This is a genomic window from Paradesertivirga mongoliensis (assembly GCF_024436395.1).
GTDB lineage: Bacteria > Bacteroidota > Bacteroidia > Sphingobacteriales > Sphingobacteriaceae > Paradesertivirga > Paradesertivirga mongoliensis.
Map to the genome: position 1 here is coordinate 67,381 of NZ_JAFMZO010000003.1, position 19,944 is coordinate 87,324.

General features: G+C 43.1%; 17 protein-coding genes. 7 read left to right on the top strand and 10 right to left on the bottom strand.

The features are described from left to right. Positions 1 to 116: 116 nt before the first annotated feature. Complete coding sequence (locus tag J3P43_RS11550) at positions 117 to 869, top strand: ThuA domain-containing protein (protein WP_255902491.1); 753 nt, start codon at positions 117 to 119, stop codon at positions 867 to 869. 6 nt (positions 870 to 875) lie between these two features. On the opposite strand, the gene J3P43_RS11555 is transcribed toward J3P43_RS11550, so the two are convergent. The 3 genes from J3P43_RS11555 to J3P43_RS11565 form a co-directional block, all read right to left on the bottom strand. Continuing rightward, positions 876 to 1,109 carry a hypothetical protein gene (locus J3P43_RS11555; RefSeq protein WP_255902493.1) on the bottom strand — a complete coding sequence of 78 codons (234 nt, stop codon included), beginning with the start codon at positions 1,107 to 1,109 and terminating at the stop codon, positions 876 to 878. Positions 1,110 to 1,236: 127 nt separating this feature from the next. Beyond that, positions 1,237 to 2,769: a helicase HerA-like domain-containing protein gene (locus J3P43_RS11560; RefSeq protein ID WP_255902495.1), complete on the bottom strand. Its 1,533-nt coding sequence runs from the start codon at positions 2,767 to 2,769 to the stop codon at positions 1,237 to 1,239. A gap of 28 nt (positions 2,770 to 2,797) precedes the next feature. Continuing rightward, entirely contained in the window at positions 2,798 to 3,382 is a 585-nt protein-coding gene (locus J3P43_RS11565) for a hypothetical protein (RefSeq protein ID WP_255902497.1), read from the bottom strand. A 228-nt stretch (positions 3,383 to 3,610) separates the two neighbouring features. On the opposite strand from J3P43_RS11565, the gene J3P43_RS11570 reads away from it, so the two are divergent. Then, positions 3,611 to 5,206 carry a peptide chain release factor 3 gene (locus J3P43_RS11570; protein WP_255902499.1) on the top strand — a complete coding sequence of 532 codons (1,596 nt, stop codon included), beginning with the start codon at positions 3,611 to 3,613 and terminating at the stop codon, positions 5,204 to 5,206. Between the two features lie 26 nt (positions 5,207 to 5,232). On the opposite strand, the gene J3P43_RS11575 is transcribed toward J3P43_RS11570, so the two are convergent. Then, positions 5,233 to 5,541, bottom strand: coding sequence for a DUF3817 domain-containing protein (locus tag J3P43_RS11575; protein WP_255902501.1), 309 nt, complete (start codon positions 5,539 to 5,541; stop codon positions 5,233 to 5,235). Positions 5,542 to 5,547: 6 nt separating this feature from the next. Further along, complete coding sequence (proS, locus tag J3P43_RS11580; RefSeq protein ID WP_255902503.1) at positions 5,548 to 7,020, bottom strand: proline--tRNA ligase; 1,473 nt, start codon at positions 7,018 to 7,020, stop codon at positions 5,548 to 5,550. Positions 7,021 to 7,198: 178 nt separating this feature from the next. On the opposite strand from proS, the gene J3P43_RS11585 reads away from it, so the two are divergent. The 3 genes from J3P43_RS11585 to J3P43_RS11595 all read left to right on the top strand — a co-directional run bounded on the left by J3P43_RS11585 (position 7,199) and on the right by J3P43_RS11595 (position 10,223). After that, positions 7,199 to 8,200, top strand: a complete 1,002-nt coding sequence (locus tag J3P43_RS11585) for a hypothetical protein (protein ID WP_255902505.1) — start codon at positions 7,199 to 7,201, stop codon at positions 8,198 to 8,200. Position 8,201: 1 nt separating this feature from the next. After that, positions 8,202 to 9,698 carry an OmpP1/FadL family transporter gene (locus tag J3P43_RS11590; RefSeq protein WP_255902507.1) on the top strand — a complete coding sequence of 499 codons (1,497 nt, stop codon included), beginning with the start codon at positions 8,202 to 8,204 and terminating at the stop codon, positions 9,696 to 9,698. Between the two features lie 177 nt (positions 9,699 to 9,875). Beyond that, entirely contained in the window at positions 9,876 to 10,223 is a 348-nt protein-coding gene (locus J3P43_RS11595; RefSeq protein ID WP_255902509.1) for a response regulator, read from the top strand. A 26-nt stretch (positions 10,224 to 10,249) separates the two neighbouring features. Here the strand turns inward: J3P43_RS11595 and ligD are convergent, their stop codons facing one another. The 4 genes from ligD to J3P43_RS11615 form a co-directional block, all read right to left on the bottom strand. Further along, the gene (ligD, locus tag J3P43_RS11600; RefSeq protein WP_255902511.1) at positions 10,250 to 12,910 is read right to left on the bottom strand and encodes a DNA ligase D; all 2,661 of its coding nucleotides are present in this window, start codon (positions 12,908 to 12,910) and stop codon (positions 10,250 to 10,252) included. A 147-nt stretch (positions 12,911 to 13,057) separates the two neighbouring features. After that, entirely contained in the window at positions 13,058 to 13,237 is a 180-nt protein-coding gene (locus J3P43_RS11605) for a DUF3606 domain-containing protein (RefSeq protein ID WP_255902513.1), read from the bottom strand. Between the two features lie 254 nt (positions 13,238 to 13,491). Next, the gene (locus J3P43_RS11610) at positions 13,492 to 15,324 is read right to left on the bottom strand and encodes a DNA topoisomerase 3 (protein WP_255902515.1); all 1,833 of its coding nucleotides are present in this window, start codon (positions 15,322 to 15,324) and stop codon (positions 13,492 to 13,494) included. Positions 15,325 to 15,336: 12 nt separating this feature from the next. Then, positions 15,337 to 16,170, bottom strand: a complete 834-nt coding sequence (locus J3P43_RS11615; RefSeq protein ID WP_255902517.1) for an MBL fold metallo-hydrolase — start codon at positions 16,168 to 16,170, stop codon at positions 15,337 to 15,339. A gap of 452 nt (positions 16,171 to 16,622) precedes the next feature. Here J3P43_RS11615 and J3P43_RS11620 point away from each other — a divergent pair, with 452 nt between their 5' ends. Next, on the top strand, positions 16,623 to 17,405 hold the full coding sequence (locus tag J3P43_RS11620) for a hypothetical protein (RefSeq protein WP_255902519.1): 783 nt from the start codon (positions 16,623 to 16,625) through the stop codon (positions 17,403 to 17,405). On the opposite strand, the gene J3P43_RS11625 is transcribed toward J3P43_RS11620, so the two are convergent. Next, positions 17,406 to 18,140, bottom strand: a complete 735-nt coding sequence (locus J3P43_RS11625; RefSeq protein ID WP_255902520.1) for a hypothetical protein — start codon at positions 18,138 to 18,140, stop codon at positions 17,406 to 17,408. Positions 18,141 to 18,420: 280 nt separating this feature from the next. Here J3P43_RS11625 and J3P43_RS11630 point away from each other — a divergent pair, with 280 nt between their 5' ends. Continuing rightward, a complete protein-coding gene (locus J3P43_RS11630; protein ID WP_255902522.1) occupies positions 18,421 to 19,860 on the top strand; it encodes a M48 family metalloprotease in 1,440 nt (479 codons plus the stop codon). The last annotated feature ends 84 nt before the right edge of the window (positions 19,861 to 19,944 follow it).

Genomic DNA, 19,944 nt, shown 5'->3' on the forward strand with positions numbered 1-19,944 from the left:
ATTAGAACCAGAAAGGCCGGACACTGATCCGGCCTTTCTGGTTTCAGATAAATATAAATCATACATCAGATTCAAATTATTATTTAATTTAGGGCATTAACCTAAAACTAGACCATATGAGACTTTTAGCAGGATTGATTTTATGCCTGGTACTGGCAAATTGCAATGTTACAACTCAGCAATCAAAACTCCGGAAACCATTACGGGTATTGTTGATTACAGGTGGCTGCTGCCATAATTATCCTCTACAATCTCAAGCCTTGCAAGACGGTTTGGCGAAATTAACAACCGCAGAATGGACCGTTGTAAACGAAGGCGGAAGCGGCACTCAGGCCATGATTAGCCTTTACGATAATCCTGAATGGGCAGAAGGTTACGATGTGGTAGTTCATAACGAATGTTTTGCTGACACCAAATCGCCTGAATACATAAAAAAAATAACACAAGTACACCATGCAGGGGTTCCTGCGGTAGTGATCCATTGTGCAATGCACAGCTACAGAACTGCAGAAATCGACAACTGGCGTGAGTTTTTAGGCGTAACGAGTCGCCGCCACGACCATCAGAGTAATTACCCTGTAACGAAGGTTGACGCAAAGCACCCGATAGTAAAAGATATCCCTAACAACTGGATCACTCCGAAAGACGAGCTCTACATCATCGAAAAAACCTGGCCGAATACCCGGGTACTGGCTACATCTATCAGCGAACGCGATGGAAAAACACATCCTGTTATCTGGACCAACAGATACGGCAAAGCGAAAGTTTTTGGTACCACTTATGGACATTCTGATGCCACGTTCGCAGATCCGGTGTTTCTGAATATGCTTTCTAAAGGAATTCTCTGGGCGGCGGGAAAGCTCGAATAAAAGCCGCTATTGCGGATTCTTCTTAAGTTTAATAATCCCTAAGATACTTGCGGTAACCACAATATAGGCGAGAGACTGATCCAGAGATGCCTCTGCAGCAGAATAGGTAGCGTTACTCAGATTTCCGCTAAAGACCCCGTAAACATCGGCGAGCACTGCCAGGCAAAAGAAAAAAATAAAAGCTACTTTCATGGTTAACAAGTTTAAACCAGCTTTTTCACTCATCAGTATGCTATTCATAACCAGGCCTTGAAAGGCTTGATTGCGGACGATATGTAAAATTGGAAAAAAATACTCAGACTGAGAAATTTTTCCCCATTTTTTTATCTCAAATATTCGATACGCTTAATATTTCATAAAAAATCTTTTACCAAATCGACTTTTTTCGACTCCGGCCACCCAAACCTAATGCCCCAAGTAAACTCCTGGTAATGATGGTTGCGGCCGTTCTACCGGCACTTCTTACAATAGGATTGTCAAAAAAACTCCCTTCCTTTTCTTTTGAAACTTTAGTTTCTTCTTTTATTTCTGCAGATTTTACTGCGGCTTCTTCGAGTTTGGCATTCAATATTTCATAAGCGCTTTCGGAGTCGGTTTGCAGATTATATTTTGCTGCAAGCTTACTCTTATCTACAATTGATTCAACTTCGGGTTGGGTCAGAATATCCATCCGGCTTCGCGGCGCGGCAAGCATTACATGGGCTAAAGGGGTAGGTATTCCCTTTTCATTAAGCAGCGTAACAAGAGCCTCACCTATCCCAAGTTGTGTAATGAGTTCATCGGTCTGGTAAAATTCAGTGTCAGGATAATTTTCTGCTGTCTGTTTGATCACTTTACGGTCTACTGCTGTAAACGCTCTCAGCGCATGCTGGATTTTCATACCCAACTGACCCAGAACACTCGCCGGAACGTCCATAGGATTCTGAGTGATGAAAAATATCCCAATCCCCTTCGACCGGATAAGTTTAATAACCGTTTCAATTTGTTGCAAGAGCGCCTCGCTGGCTTCCTGAAAGATGAGATGCGCCTCATCAACAAACATTACCAGCTTAGGTTTGTCAAGGTCGCCCTCTTCGGGGCTGCTCGCATATAATTCGGCTAAAAGCTGAAGCATAAAGGTAGAAAACAACTTAGGCCGGTCTTGTAAATCACTTACCCGAAGTACATTGATCAACCCTCTTCCCTCGCCGTCTATACGCATCAAATCTTCTACTTCAAAGCTTTTTTCGCCGAAGAACAAGTCGGCGCCCTGCTGCTGCAGTTCAATAACTTTTCGCAGAATGGTACCCGTAGTGGTAGTAGAGATTCTGCCGTATGACCGTTCCAGCTCTTCTTTCCCGTCTTCTGCCGCGAACTGAAGCACTTTGATAAAATCCTTAAGATCGAGCAAAGGCAGTTTATTATCATCACAATATTTAAAGATCATAGCAAGCACGCCGCCCTGTGTATCATTCAATCCGAGTATTTTACTAAGCAGCACCGGACCAAACTCGGTTACCGTGGCTCTAAGCCTTACTCCCTCTTCTTCACTTATGGTCAGCAATTCTACCGGAAACTGACCTGGCTGCCAGGTAACTCCTAAAAGCCGGGCTCTTTCTTCAATTTTAGGATTGCTGGAGCCGGGCATTGCTATTCCGCTTAAGTCGCCCTTGATATCAAGCATTAACACGGGTACACTGGCATCACTTAATCCTTCGGCTAAAACCTGCAATGTTTTGGTCTTCCCGGTACCTGTTGCACCGGCAATCAGTCCGTGGCGGTTTAGCGTCTTTAACGGCAAAAAAACATCCGCTCCTTCAACAATTTCGCCATTTAATACGGCACGACCTATTTTCAGGCTCTCACCTTTAAAAGTGTAACCTGCATGGATTGCTTCTATAAAAGCCTGTTTGTTTACCATAAAAAGAATAATAGTATTAAAGCGGAATTTACAAATGTTTCATGATAGAACCTGCCTCAAACTCTAACTTGTCTAAAACAACACTAAATGCTTTGTAGATTTCATACAGTCTATCCGGCTCAGTAATAGCCTCATCTATTCTAAGCTCTAGAAAAGCTGATTCTACATGCGTATTCGCCGAATGATGATGGCCAATGTGAAACGTGAACTCAGGAAGTGACCGTATCGTTCCCCGTACCTGCGTATCAGAGAAAATCTCTTTCAAGCGATCCGGATGATTGGTTTTTATTACGATTTTACGGTCGAATTCCGGGTAACCCAGATCCACATCCTGGATTCCGAAAAGCTTTCCGATCCCATCCAGTAAGCCCTGATGATGAATTGAAAAATGGAGGTCATCAAAACTTTTCAAACCCGAAGTGAAGCGGGTAAGTGCATATCCCCCTTCAAAGCCTCCCCCCAGGTCGATGTCAACATCAAGCGTTATAGAACGCCCATCTTGTTCTATAACAGCGCTGTAATCGAACACTTCAGGATTTTCAGTAAAATCCCGCCTAATCTGTTCCCTGACGTTCTCAGGAGAGTCTCCTGAGATAATTCTTACCTGTTCCATGCTGCTGGCCTTTTTTTAAAGAACCAGTGAACTCCTGATCTGTTTTTTTGAGCTGGCTATTCGACTGGAAACGCCGAACCTGTTACCGAAATCCATATTTAGTTTGGCAATTCTTCCCTGTAATCCTAAAAAACAGTACATTTGCTGTTCGATGAAGACTGTTCTGCTTATCCAGCTATTATTCTTCTAAAGGCAATTTCCCGTTGCTTTGTACACATCCAAATTTTTATGAGTAATCCCGAAATAGACAAAAGAAAAACCTTCGCCATTATCAGCCACCCCGATGCCGGTAAAACAACGCTTACTGAAAAGTTTTTGCTTTTCGGTGGCGCCATCAATACGGCAGGCGCGGTAAAACGAAACAAAGCCAACCAGAATACCACATCCGATTTCATGGAAATTGAGAAGCAAAGAGGAATTTCTGTGGCAACCTCGGTAATGGGATTTGAATATAAGGGCAAGCGCATTAACATTCTCGATACGCCGGGCCACAAAGATTTTGCCGAAGATACTTACAGAACCCTCTCGGCCGTGGATAGTGTAATTTTGGTAGTAGACAGCGTAAAAGGGGTGGAAGAGCAAACGCAGAAACTTATGGAGGTTTGCCGCATGCGGAACACCCCGGTTATTATCTTTATCAATAAGATGGACCGCGAGGGAAAAGATTCTTTCGATCTGCTGGATGAACTGGAAAATTCATTGAAAATCAGCGTCTGTCCGCAATCCTGGCCAATAGGACAAGGGTATACGTTTAAAGGAGTTTACAACATCTATGCTAATCAGCTTAACCTTTTCGAGCCGGATAAAGCTAAAGTAACCGAGCCTGTAATACAGGTTAAAAATCTTCAGGATGACCTTCTTAAACAATATCTTAAAGAGAAAGAACTGGATAAATTATCAGGCGACCTGGAATTGATCGAAGGGATTTACGGTCCTCTAGATACCGAAATGTATCTTGAAGGCTTACTTGCGCCGGTATTTTTCGGGAGTGCGATTAACAATTTCGGTATCCGGGAATTGCTGGACACTTTCATCAATATTGCTCCAAGCCCCTCAACCCGCGAGGCTGAGACCCGCGTTGTGGAGGCAACTGAAAAGAACTTTACAGGATTTGTGTTTAAGATACATGCCAACCTCGATCCCAATCACCGGGATCGGATAGCTTTTTTAAGAATCTGTTCAGGTAAATTCGAACGAAATAAATTCTTTTACCATACCCGCCTTGAGAAAAAATTGAAATTTTCCAATCCGATGGATTTTATGGCAAATGAGAAAAGCCTGGTTGAAGAAGCCTGGCCCGGCGATGTGGTAGGATTATACGACAGCGGGAACTTCAAGATTGGCGACACTCTTACTGAAGGCGAAAAACTACAGTTTAAAGGCATTCCAAGGTTCTCGCCCGAGATCTTTAAAGAGGTAGAGAACCGTGATCCGATGAAAACCAAACAATTGGAAAAGGGCATCCAGCAGTTAACCGAAGAAGGTGTAGCTCAGCTCTTTGTTCAGCAACCCGGAAACCGGAAAATAATAGGAACCGTGGGAGAACTTCAATTTGAGGTAATAAGTTTCCGACTGGAAAATGAGTATGGGGCTAAATGCGCCTTCCGTCCTCTCACTTTCAGAAAATCGAGCTGGATAACTTGCAGCGATAAAAAGATTTTGCAGGATATTATTTATCGCCGGGCATCAAATATTGCTTATGATAAAGATTCAAATCCGGTATTTCTGGCAGATAACGACTGGGCGATTAATCTCGCCAAAAGAGATTTTCCCGAAGTGGAATTCTTTACAACTTCAGAATTTAAGAAAGTAGAAACTGAGTAAGAAGCTGGCGCTAAACCAGCTTCTGTTTAATATTGCTCCTGCTCCCGGCTTAAGTTTCCATCAAAGAAAAACGGCCCCAGAGGCAGAAATGACGCTGCCAAAAATAAGCCTGTGCGTTTATAATTCCAGCTCAATGCCAGGGTTGCCCGCAAAACCGCCAGCACATATATTACAAACAGTGCCCCGTGCGCCCAGCCTACTACCTTAACCGGCATGGCGTTTCCATAAATATATTTCATTGGCATGGCTATAAGCAATAGCACAAGAAAACTAACTCCTTCGGCTATTCCTATCCATCTCAGATCTCTGATAATTTTTGCTTTATTACTTTCCATTCTTTCTTAATATGCCCTTGCAAACAACACTCTTTGAGTAGATGCTTTTCCACTGTAGATACAAACCCCTGCTTCCTGTTTATTATTCAACGGAATACAGCGTATCGTCGCCTTCGTTTCTTCCTTTATTTTTTGTTCAGTTTCGGGAGTACCATCCCAATGCGCCGACACAAAACCGGCCTGGCTGTCTAACACCTGTTTAAACTCTTCGTAAGAATTTACTTCGGTGGTATTTTCTTCACGAAACTTAAACGCTTTCTGGTAAATATTCTTTTGGATGTCGGCAAGCAAATTTTCTATCCTGTCGGCAAGCCCATCCCTGCTTACGGTTTCCTTCTCTTTAGTGTCTCGCCGGGCGATTTCTGCAGTACCATTTTCAAGATCGCGCCCGCCCAAAGCAATCCGTACCGGAACCCCTTTTAGCTCATACTCGGCGAATTTAAATCCGGGGCGGTGGGTATCCCTATCGTCATACTTTACAGAAATATTTTTAGCCTTGAGTTCCCTGCTCAGATTATCGGCAACTTCAGAGATTGCTTTAAATTCTTCGTCGCCTTTGTAAATAGGTACAATAACAACCTGTATAGGCGCCAGCATAGGGGGTAAAACCAAACCCGAATCATCAGAGTGGGCCATTATCAACGCTCCCATCAGCCTGGTTGAAACACCCCAGGAAGTTGCCCAAACGTAATCCAGCTTACCTTCTTTACTGGTAAACTTAACATCGAATGCTTTCGCGAAATTCTGCCCCAGAAAATGCGAAGTTCCAGCCTGCAATGCTTTACCATCTTGCATCAAGGCTTCAATGCAATAGGTTTCCAGAGCACCGGCAAAACGTTCGTTTGGTGTTTTAATTCCTTTCACAACAGGTACAGCCATCCAGTTCTCGGCAAAATCTGCATAGACCTCGAGCATTCTTTCAGCCTCCTCAACGGCTTCCTGTTGTGTAGCGTGGGCGGTATGCCCTTCTTGCCATAGAAACTCGGCGGTGCGCAAAAACAGTCGTGTCCGCATTTCCCACCTCACCACATTAGCCCACTGATTAACCAAAATGGGTAAATCGCGATACGATTGAATCCAACCCTTGTAGGTATTCCAAATAATTGTTTCCGATGTAGGACGAACGATCAGTTCCTCTTCCAATTTGGCGTCTTCATCGACAATAATATTCCCGTTACCATCATTTTTCAACCGGTAATGAGTTACAACTGCACATTCTGTCGCAAAACCCTCCACATGGGAGGCTTCCTTTGAAAAAAAAGACTTAGGGATAAAAAGCGGAAAATAGGCGTTTGAGTGGCCTGTATCCTTAAACATCTTATCCAAAGCAGCTTGCATTTTTTCCCATATAGAATAACCGTAAGGCTTAATGACCATACATCCCCTTACTGCAGAATGTTCTGCCAGGTCAGCTTTTGTAACAAGTTCATTATACCATTGAGAATAATCGTCTTTTCTGCTTGTAATACCCTTACTCATAGTGGCTTTTATAATATTTTTCTGTAACTTTAAAACACAAATACCAAGGCGGCAAAGTTATAAAAGTAGTCGAGGTATTTTAGTTAATGATGCAACCAATTTTCAATTGTTTTCGTCGTTATAATAATAATTAGATTATAGAACACTCACACACTTTTATAAACTAACACACAACGCAATGAAAAAATTTCTACTACCGGTCTTTGCAGTCTCAGCTTTGCTGCTGAGTTCTTGCTCCACCACTCAGCTTGCCAGGCAGGCCGATACGGGTGATGATGTATATTATACCGAAGCGAAAGCTAAGGAAATTGTTCCCGTTGTAGCTCAGGCTCAGCCGGAAAGAGAGAAAAACTACCGTACAGATGAAGAGCTGTACCGTGATGAAAGCACGTCCAACGACCAATATTATGATGATTACTATCATGACTATAGTTCAAGGATAAACCGGTTCTATTATAACTCGCCTTACAGGCCATATTATGACAGGTATTATTCTTACGGCTATAATCCGTGGTATACCTATTCGTACGACCCATTCTTCTATGACCCATTCTTCTACAGACCAGGTGTTTCTATCTGGATAGGTGCCGGAAGATATTCAAGATGGAATAGTTATGGATACGGATATTACGGAGGAGGATTTAATAATGGCTATTGGGGGCCATACTCTTATTATAACAGCTATCCGGGATATGGATACGGTGGCGGATATTACAACGATGGATATTACAGCACTCGTCCAAACGGAGCCCGACACCCTAACAGAGGAGGAAACGATTCATACAGACCCTCGCCTTCTTATGGCCGGGGCACTGTTGTTACCGGCGGACAGCCAAGAGGCTCGTCTACACGTGGTGGCGACCGGGTAAGCGGCGATAATAATAACACAAACACTGAAGGCAGAAATGGCAGACCTCGTCCATCTACGCCTTCTAATTCAGGCAGAGACAGACAAGCAACAACCAGCGCTGACAGACCAGCTCCGTCAACGCGAACTGAACGCCCTGCCCGTACCGAGACCACACGGGAACGGTATACTCCACCTCCATCTACCCGCGAAACCTATAGCCCTCCACCAAGCAGTTCTGGTAATAGCAGGGGAAGCAGTAGTGGTAGTAGTAGTAGTGGTGGCGGAAGCAGTAGCGGAGGATCAAGTCGTCCATCGAGAGGGGGAAACTAACATGAGATACATATTTTCTTTTTTGTTGATTGCAGGTATAGCAATTAACCAGGATACATACGCGCAAGACGCAGTGGACGCTTTAAGGTTTTCACAATATCAGTATGGCTCGTCAGCCCGGCTAAAGGCGCTAGGAAATGCACAGACAGCTGTTGGAGGAGATATCAGTTCTATCGGCGGAAACCCGGCTGGAATTGGACTATTCACCCGTTCTGAGTTATCACTAACTACAGAAATAATGAACTACTCATCTACTGGCACTTATTTCAACCAAAATACGAGCGCAAATCGTGGTCGTTTCGACATCAATAACGCAGGAGCAGTATTTGTACTTCCATTAAATAAGCTAAAAGGTCAAGACTTAAGATCGGGTGTCATCAGCTTAAACTTTGGAATTGGCTATAATAAAACCAATGATTTTGGAAATAAAATACGCTTTGCGGGACCAAACGAGGAAAATTCTATCGCGGACTTTTACGCTGATTTAGCGAACGATTATACTGGCGCCCTGGACGAAGGAAGCTTGGAAGACGCCGCTTATGAGGCAAATCTAATTAATCTGGACGGATCGAATTACGTTTCAACCACTAATTCAACCAACCGTTCACAAGATGAGATATTGATCCGTAACGGCTCACAATCCGAGTTGAACCTTGCTGCAGGGGTAAATATTGGAAATAAATTCTACATCGGCACAAGTCTCGGATTCTTATCTCTTGATTACACCTCCGATAATTCATTTAGAGAAACGGGAACCATATCATATTCTGATAATACTTCTGATAATTATGAAGCGAATTACTATCAGCAGTACAGATCTGAAGGATACGGCCTTAACCTGAAGCTCGGTGCGATTTACCGGCCAAACCAATATGTTCGCCTAGGTGCCAATTATCAATCACCAAACTGGTATACCATTGATAGGAACTACAGCGAAAGCAGCGAAAACAGGCTATCAGACAACCCTTTGTATCAGGATAAAACTGTGAGATCTCCCAACATCAGCTTTGACGAATTTACCTACGGACTCAAAAGCCCGGCGAAATTTTCGCTTGGCGCCGCGTTCTTTCAAAGTAAACTGGGATTCATAACCGGAGACATCGAATTTGTAGACTACAGCTCAATGGAACTACAGACCAAGGGCTACGACAATCCGAATGAATTTGTAGAAGATAACAGGTACATCGTTAACAATTATACAAATGCTGTTAACTATCGCGTTGGAGCAGAAATAAAGGCAGCTTCACCAATTATGCTACGTGGCGGCTATGCTTTTAATCAGTCTGCATTTGAAAATTCCGACCAAGACATGGACATTCATACTTATTCATTAGGAGCGGGCTACAGAACAGGGAACATCAATATTGATCTAGCCTATCAAAGCAGCACTATGAATTCTCAAACCAGCCCATACTTCGTAACCAACGGAACAAGCCCAAGCGCTTCTTTTAAATCGACGAGAAATGGAATTTTTATTACCATTGGAACGCGGTTTTAATTCGACCGTTAATAAGAAAAGGGAGTTTATAGCTCCCTTTTTTTATGCCAGCATCGGGGGATTGTAAAATTCTTCGGACAGGTAAACCAATCGATAGCTTCCACGTTATTGCTTCAACAATTAATTTTTAATTTAAATTTTATGTTGAACAATTCTTCTATTTTATTCTAAGGGAAAATGAACCGTATTTTACTCGTAGAAGATGATGAAGCTGTAAGAAATGTAATCCAGGAAGCGCTAAGCGATTATGCAGTAATAGCAACCGGGGACGCCAGCGATATTTTCAAATTGATCGAAGAACACAAGCCAGATTTGGTGTTGATGGATTATATTCTTCCGCATATAAACGGTGGCGAACTTTGTCATCAGATAAAAACCAACCCCAAAACCCAAGATTTACCGGTTATCATAATTTCCGGATATCCGCAAATTCTATATTCACTGGGATCGTACGGCTGTGATGCGATACTTGAAAAACCTTTCGATCTGTCGAAATTATTGGAAACAGTGGCAGCTTTCGACTAACTTCGGATGACCGGATGCAACATGAGCTATCCTCCAAAGACACTCTTTGCCTTTAAAACAGTTTTTTCCAGGTCGATACCTTTACCCATCACGCCTTTAAACAAATCACCTATGTCGCGCAAGCGATCAACGGCATTAAAAATTGTAAAGTCGCGCATACTCAAACCAGGCTTAACCTCATCCCATAACAATGGCATTGAAACGGTCGCTCCGGGCTTAGGGCGTAATGAATAAGGACCGGCAATGGTAGCCTGCGGACGATTTTGTAAAAAGTCGAGATACATTTTCCCTCCGCGCTTAGCAGTTAAGCGCTCTATACTGGTATATCCCGGAATCTGCTTATGAACAATGGTAACCAGCATCCTTGCGAACATCTGCGACTGGTCATAAGAATATTTTGCACCTAGCGGGATATAAATATGCAATCCGGTAGAACCGGAAGTTTTACAATACGACTCGACCCCTATTTCATCGAGAACACCTTTTACAACCTGTGCGGCTTCGATAACCTGTTCAAAAGTATTTTTATCGGGATCCAGATCAATAATGCACCAATCCGGGTTATCGGGATTATGTACCGTGCTGAGCCAGGGGTTCATTTCGATGCAGCCCAGCGATGCCATGTATAATAAACTTGCTTCGTCGGTACAGAGCATAAATTCTTTATCGTGCCCTTCCCGGTTACTTTCATAAGGGTAGGTTGCTATCCAGTCGGGAACCTTGCCATGCACATTTTTCTGATAAAAGCTCTGACCATGTATCCCGTTAGGAAAACGGTTAAGCGACTGGGGCCTGTCTTTGAGATAAGGAACGATGAAAGGCGCGATTTGATAATAGTAATTCAGGAGATCACGTTTGGTAACCTTATCTTCAGGCCAGTATATTTTGCTGAGATTTGAAAATTTGAGATCGTGGCCGTTTATCTTCCGCACCTGTGTCTCATCTTTTGGGTTAAGGAGAGTTTTCCGGGTCTTTCCTTTCAAAGGAGTGATCACCTTTTGCTTCACAAAATCATGATCTTCTGCGATTACCTCGGCCGTATGAACCGGAGTCTCTCTAACCACCTCGTCTGCGTTCTTATCCTCGCGTAAACCCTTAAATGAAGGGTGCCTCATCACTCCGTCCTGGGTCATTTCGCGGTAGCTAACCTCCCCTACCAGTTTGGGCTTTACCCAGGTGGCTGTAGCTTTGGGCGGGTTAGGTCGAAATCTCGAAGGTTTGTTAAACTCGGGCACTACGCTAAAGGGGCATTCTTCCGTTATGAATGGCTTTAACCGTTCAATAATCTCCGTTTGCAATTTATCACTAAAGCCGGTTCCCACTGGCCCGATATATTTCAAGGCATTATTTTCATAAACGCCCATCAGCAAAGCGCTGAACTTTTTCCGGCCATTTTCATTATTGGTATAGCCGCATATAATTGCCTCCTGCCGTTTCTCTGTTTTTATTTTGAGCCATTCTTTTGACCTGATATCGGGCGCGTACAGGCTGGTCAGCTTTTTAGCGATAATACCTTCCAGTCCCATTTTATCTGCGGCTGCAAAGAACTCCGTACCACTGGCTTCAAACAGTTTACTCAGAAGTATTTTCTCATTTCCCTCCGGGATAATTTGGTTCAGGATTTCTCTTCGGCTCTGTAGCGGCAAGACGGTCAGATCCTTATTATCCAACCAGAGAACGTCAAATACATAAAACACCAGTTCGCCGTCTGCCTCACTTCGCCAGTTTTGAAGCGCCGCAAAATCAGCCATTCCATTATTATTCAGCACTACAATTTCGCCGTCGAGTACTGCATTGATCTTCCATTTGCTTAAAGCCTGATATATAGGATAAAATTTCTCATTAAATGATTTGTTATTGCGCGAGTTAAGCTGTACTTCGCCGTTATTGATGAACGCCAGCGCACGGTATCCGTCCCACTTTATCTCATAAACCCAATCCGGATCGTCGAAGGGCTTATCCACCAATGTGGCCAGCATAGGTTTGATCCCTTCGGGGAATTTAGCCTTTTTAGCCTCGTTTAAAAGGACTTTCAAATCTGTATCAGGATTACCGGCAAGGGCGCCTGCCTGAACATTTTCGGAACGATTGCTGTTCCAGACATTCTCACTTGTTTTTGCCACTTTATCTATGGTGAACCCAGAAAGCACTGATTTATTTTTTTTTGTAATATCATTTTTAGATGCGTACTCATCGTCAATTTTCATTAAAAGCCAACTATTCTCGCCTCTGCCAAACGCCTTCGCTAGGGCAAATTCACCTCTTAATTTTTCTCCATGCAGAATAAACTTGAACTTTCCGCTGTGCAAACCATGTAACAAATGTTTTTCCTGCTCTTTTTTACTCTTCCCTTCAAACTCTGATGGCTCAAAAGTGCCCTCGTCCCACACGATTACCGTACCCCCGCCATACTGGCCCTTGGGAATTATCCCTTCGAAAGTCCGGTAGTCAAATGGATGATCTTCCACCATCATGGCGAGGCGCTTTACATCAGGATCCGTCGAAGGCCCTTTAGGCACCGCCCAGCTTTTAAGCATTCCTTCCATTTCGAGGCGAAAGTCGTAATGCACGTGTGAGGCATGATGCAACTGCACCACAAAACGCAGCTTCGAGGCTTTGTTTTTTCCTCCGATGGGTTCAGGAGTGATGTCGAACCGGCGTTTCTGTTTGTATTTGTCTAGAGCCATATGATAAAAAAGAAGAGTCTCAAATCGGCAAGTGATTGCCCTGCCGGCAATGCTAATGGGAGTCAAAGCCCGTCCTGGCAGGGACGGAACACAATAGCCGGAAACTTTACTTAGGTTAGGATCTTACCGATTTGAGATCCGCTGGCATTATTTGTTCTTATCTTTTATGTACTTTTCTATCACCTTGCGGTCGTTTGAACCGGTAGCACGTTTAGCGCCACCTATAGCCTGGCTGCTTACGCCAAGTTTTTCTGCAAGATATTTTACTTCGTATTCCTGAGAAGAGTTCACTTCCCTCCGCTCAGTCTTTGCTCCTCTTGTTGCCATAATAGATGTTTTTAATTTATAGGTTAGAGTTTTAACATCTCTGGTACAAGATGGTTTTCAGGACTTATACTTACAGGCTACTTAAAAGTCGTCACATACTAGCCATTGCGCTGATCGACAGCGAGCAGAATTAGAATTATGGCAATAATTTTTGATACAGGCTCAAGAAGGACGACCTGCCTTTGAGCTAAGAAGCCCCAGAAATGACAACTTTCAGAATGAGCCAGTCATTGTTATTAAAATGGCTTTATTGATCAGGCAGATTGAACACTGGCCAAGCTTTTGCCGGCTTCTAATAGCTCCGCTGTAATGGTGCGGGTATAGGTTTTTATTTCTTCTTTGAATTCATTTACCGATGCACCGGATCGAATTTCTTCCAATCGCTTCTCCCAGGATCCGGTTAGTTCTGCCTGGGCAATTTTTTTATCTTTCACTACATCGTAAACAGCCAGGCCTTTTGGAGAAGGCACCAGATTTTTCTTTTCCCGGGTAATATATTCGCGTTTTATAAGTGTTTCAATGATCGATGCCCTGGTGGCGGGCGTACCTAATCCACCGTCCTTCATAGCGTAACGCAATTCCTCGTCTTCAATTTCTTTACCTGCGGTCTCCAAAGCTTTTAATAAAGTAGCTTCATTATACAACGGTTTAGGTTTAGTTTGTTTTTCGAGCAATGATTTTTCCTCAATCGGAAGCAGGTCGCCGGTTTCAACCTTCGGAAGCGTCGCGTTATCCTCATCTTTCTTCTCTTCGTCGGTTTCGTTATACACCGAGCGCCAGCCCGCCGAGCGAATCACCGTCCCGTTGGCTACAAACTTAGCACCCGATTCTATACTTATCTTGGTGAGATCCTTGATACATTCTTTATGAAAAGCTTCTAACATTCGGCCAATTACCATATCGTAAACCGCCTGCCGGTCTTCAGCCAGATATCCGGGCGTTTCTCCTGTAGGCAAAATAGCATGGTGGTCAGTTACTTTTTTTGCATTAACACTCCGCTTGTTAAGCGGCACGGTTCCTAGAAACTCTGCCTGCTTACCGAAATCGGGATGGGTTTTAAGCTTTTCTATAAGCTGAGGAACTCCGGCAAACACATCGTCACCAATATAGCGGCTTCCCGTACGGGGATAAGAAATCAGTTTACTTTCATATAAATTTTGAAGGATAGTCAGCGTTTGATCGGCAGTATAACCCTTCCTCTTATTTGCTTCCTGCTGCAAGCTGCTTAGATCGTGCAACAAGGGAGGTGGCTCTTTCTTGGTTTTAGCTTCAACATTTACAACCATCCCGCCGTTTGGAAATCCGGAAGCAACATCCTGCACCTGGTCAAAAACGGACTGAGCTTTAGCCTTATCTTTAAAATTATCTACTGAAATCGCCTTAAATAACTGTCCATTCTTAGCGAGCTGTATACTCACCTGGTAAAAAGTTTGGGGGACAAAATTCTTTGTTTCAAGATACCGGGCGCAGATCATGGCAAGCGTTGGAGTTTGAACTCTCCCCAGCGAAAGCACGGCACGGTTTCCCGCCGAAATACTTAAAGCCTGAGTAGCATTCATGCCCACCAGCCAGTCAGACTCCGAGCGGCAGTGAGCCGAATAAAACAGGGTATCGTAATCAGTTCCGGGTTTTAGATTTCTGAAGCCGTCTTTTATCGCTTCATCCGTTTGCGAAGATATCCAAAGCCTTCTAAAAGGCTTTTTGCACTTCAAATAATAATATATATATCTGAAAATGAGCTCCCCTTCCCTTCCCGCATCGGTAGCAACTATAATCTCAGTTGCTTCGTCGAATAATCTCTTAATCGTATCCAGCTGCTTCCGAACAGCAGGATCTTCTACAATACCATCCTTAGTCTTAATTTTGCGAACTGCCAGTTTGAACTTAGGTGGAAGCATTGGAAGATGCTGGGCCCGCCAGCCATAGAAACCATAGTCCTGCGGAGGAGCCAACTGCAGAAGGTGCCCGAATGCCCATGTAAAGGAATAGTTTTTCCCCTCGATATAACCGTCCTTCTTAGCGGTAGCCCCAAATACTTTTGCCAGTTCACGAGCCACAGAGGGCTTTTCTGCAATTACAACTTTCATTTAAGGAGTAGTTTAAAACAATGAATATTGAGAGGTTAACGTTGCGGCGGGGCGATGCGGGGCTATTGGCATTGCAGAACCAGATCCAATCTGATAAACTGCCGATTCCTGATAACGAGAGGCGACTATTACCTCGGTATCTGCAGCATGGCTACTAAAAAGATTTTTTACCAGATCCGGGCAATTATTATCCTTCGAAAGATGCGATAATAATAAATGACTCATAAAAGCTGGCTTGTGAGTGATAAATATCTCGAGTGCCTGCTTGTTAGACAAATGACCCTTACCGCCGCGGATACGCTTTTTTAAATGATAGGGATAGCTTCCTTTCTCCAGCATCTCATCATCGTAATTAGCTTCTAAGAAAGCGGCATTACATTGTTTAAAATGGCGAATGACGTGATCACAGGGCCCGCCAATATCAGTAAACACACCCACTTTTATATCCTTGCAGTTAATAATAAAGCTATGGGGTTCTGCTGCATCATGGAACTTTGGGAAAGCTGCAATCGCAAGATCGCCAATGTTAATATTTTGATATGCCTTAAACGTTCTGACAAGATGAGAATCGAGAGTTAAACTACCATGATCCAATGTTTTTGTGGTGATGTAAACGGGAATCTGATACTTTTTCGCAAGAACCGGAATACCGCGAATGTGATCATGGTGTTCGTGTGAAACAAAAATCGCCCGCACCTTCGTCATCGATAAACCCAGACGATCCATCCGCCTTTCGGTTTCCCGGCAAGATATCCCGGCATCCACAAGAATTGCATCATGCTGATTTGCAACATAATAACAATTACCATTACTTCCCGAATTTAATGAGGCAATAAACACAGACATCAGGTGAAAGATAAGAAATTATGAGAGGGTATTTTTTAGAATTTAAAATTTCTTATCGCACATTTATGTGGTCGCGATTTTATGAAAAACACAAATTAGCTAAATAATTTTAACAGAAATTTGCAAGATTCATAATTCTATGTATCTTTAGATTCCAAACTAACCAAATACAACCTTTAACCCTTGCCCAAAAAGCAAGGGTTTTTTCGTTTATGCCTTACCTGAATGCCAAATGTTAAAATTTTGTTAAATTTCTGTACAGCACTTTGCGAGCTTGATAATTGACGTATCTTTGTTGCGGTTTATAATTGGTTAGTAAAAAAGTCTCCATTCTCCCCGTTTGGAGGCTTTTTTCATTTTTATCGACTTTAAAGTCGGCAACAAAAGAATTTACCTCCTTCACAACAATACGCTCTTCTCTCTGTTTAATATTTACAATCTATCTGAACATGATGTCTGACGCTCTATACAAACATACCCGTCTGGATGAACTGGGGTCGCATGATATTTCTGAAATTGATGCGGAATATGATTTAAGAAATTTCCTGGTGCTTGACGGCAACAAACACAAAATTGGCCGGGTCGTAGAACTCTTGTATGATGTCCAATCAAAGAAGATCAGATATCTGGTTATTGAAATCCACAGCGAAGATACGGAAGAAAATCTGAGGAGAATTCTGGCTCCGATAGGTACGGCAGAACCACACGACGACGACAATTATCTATATATCCCGGCGCTGAATCACGACTTGATAAATGCCTTGCCCGACTATGAAAAAGGCCATGTAAATCCAGGTGTAGAGAATATGGTACGGCTTGCTTATGCAGGAGAAGATCTGCTTGCAGAAGGTTCAGGCCTTACAGGCAATGATGTTTTGAATGATGAGGAAGCCTTTTATAACCATCTGCACTTTGACCTTGATAAACTATTTGGCAAAAAACCAAAACCACCAGAATATATCCAGACAATATGCGGGGTATTCGACGACAGCCTTGAAGCCGAAAATGCCATAAGCGACCTTATCAAAGAAGGGTTCAGTCAGGATGTGATCGATCTTTCATCCAGCAAGCAGAACGACGATGCGGCGCTCGACGAGAGTATTTCGGGGGGAGGTTCCATTGTGTGCGTAAAGGTTCAGACATCAGACGAGGCCTTTAAAGCGTCTGAGATTATCAATATAAACGGGTGTGTGTCTGTTTACGAAACCAACGATCACAAACAGGACATCAAATGATCAGGGAGCCAGCCTGCCTGCATTGATAACAATACCAAGACTAAAAACTGAACTACCCGCAGTAAGGTATTTCCGGTTTTTCAATCCGAAATTACTTCCTGTAGTGTATTGTAGCTGAACGGCATCGCTTAAATGCATGCGGGTAAAAAATACAGGCTCTATAAAAATATTATCTTCACGAGGCTGATTTACATTATTCAGTTTAAATTCCTTCATATTCAGGTAACTGCCCCTAATGGCGGTACCATAGTTTAAGGGAAAACTTTTGCCAAATAGTCGTAAACTCTTTTCCTTTTTGGAACTATAATTCACCTGAATAAATCCTTTCGAAAATTTCATCTCTTGCCGGTCGTAAATCATCTCGCCTGCCGGATCCTCATTGTTAAAAATACGTTCGCTCTTACCCTTACCTATGCCTCCATAAATTTCCAAAATGCGTTTATTGTCTGGACCAAAAGTGCTGAAATACCCGCCACCAACCTCTAAAAGATTCTGTCTAAAATCTTTTCTTCGTTGTTCTCTGTTAATAAAGGAACCGTTTAGCAAAACCGCAAAATTATTTGATACCGCATAAGCGGTATTTAAACTTGCGTTTCCTTTTAACGAGATGTGGCCGCTTGCATGCAGTTCTCCCTGGGTGCTAAGCATAGGCGTGTTAGGAACATTGGGCATATAAAGTGACGAACAGCTGCTTAAAAAAAGGATGCTGACTATTGAAATGTAAGCTTTGATCATTATGTGTGAAGTGTGTGTGCCTAAATTAATCACAGGGTTAATACATTCCAAGCTCGGAAGTGTTTAAATTAATAACCAACATTGCTGGAAAAAAATTGTGTAAAAACTGACCGGTAAATGCAGGTGCCTTGTAGCCCGAAGCGGTCAGTACTATAGATATCAGGGGTTAAAGGGTGGGCTTTTAATCACTTTCTTGAGAAGAAACGTTTTGGTATGAATATTGACTGCATATAATTAACTATAAGATAATAACCATAACACATCCTTTACACCAGACATCATGAAAAGATATATTTTAATCCCCTCTTTAATAGCTACTATGTTTATGATGAATACCTGCGCTGTCAACCCGGTTACCGGAAAGAAGCAGGTGGTATTAATGTCTGAAGAACAGGAAATAGCGATGGGAAAAGAGGCCGACCCGCAAATTATAGCCCAGTATGGTTTATATGAAGATAAAGCATTGCAGGATTTCATCAACCAAAAGGGAAAAGCCATGGCAGCTGTATCGCACAGACCCAGTTTAGATTATCATTTCAGAATTGTAGATTCTGAAGTAATAAATGCTTTTGCAGTGCCTGGCGGCTATGTATACTTTACGCGGGGTATTATGGCGCATTTTAATGATGAGGCACAATTTGCAGGCGTGCTGGGGCACGAAATCGGACATATCACTGCCAGACACTCGGTTATACAACAACGAAATGCCATGCTGGGCCAAATTGGATTAATTGCCGGAATGGTGATCTCGCCCGAATTCGGACAGTTCGCTCAGCAAGCATCACAGGGACTTGGCTTACTATTTTTGAAATTTGGCCGCGACGATGAGCGTCAATCAGATCAATTGGGAGTAGAATACTCCTCTAAAATTGGTTATGATGCCCAGCAAATGGCCGATTTTTTCACCACCCTTGAAAGAAGTTCAGCAAGAAGCGGTGCGGAAGAGTTACCGGATTTCTTGTCTTCTCACCCAAATCCCGGAAGCAGAAATGCAACCGTTACCAAACTTGCGGCAGAATGGCAGCAAAAATTGAGTCTTAACAATCCACAGGTAAACCGAAACAGCTATCTGCAAAGAATTAACGGGATGATTTACGGTGAAGACCCTAAACAGGGATTTGTAGAAAACAGCGCTTTTTACCACCCGGTATTAAAATTTCAGTTCCAGATCCCGTCAGGTTGGGCCCACCAAAACTCACCCCAAACTTTCCAAATGGCTCCACGTGACGGAAAGGCTATGATGATGCTGACAATGGCTCCCGGAAAATCCTTGCAGGAAGCGGCTAATGCGGTGCTACAGCAGAACCAATTAACCGTTGTAGAGTCAAGGGAAACAACAGTAAACGGATTGAGAGCCATAGCGATGGTGGCTGATCAGCGCCAGGAACAAGGTACCTTAAGGACACTATCATATTTAATCCAATATGGCGATGCAATTTACTTGATGCTGGGTGTAAGCAATGCCGCTAATTTTAATGCTTACAGCCAATACTTTAGCAATACCATGCAAAGCTTTAAGCAATTAACTGACGCCGCCAAACTTAATAAAAAGCCAGAACGCGTTCGAATTAAAACAGTTAGCTCGGCAACTACATTAGAACAAGCATTAAGAACTTTCGGCGCGCCTGCAGCCCGGCTTGAAGAGTTTGCGATTTTAAACGGGATGACTTTGAAAGACAGATTACCAGCTGGAACTTTAATTAAAGTAATCTCCGAATAGTGGAGAAAGCCGCGAAGTCAAAAAACTTCGCGGCTTTTTATATATCCATACAAACGCCCGGCCGCCAATGTCTGATATTTGAGT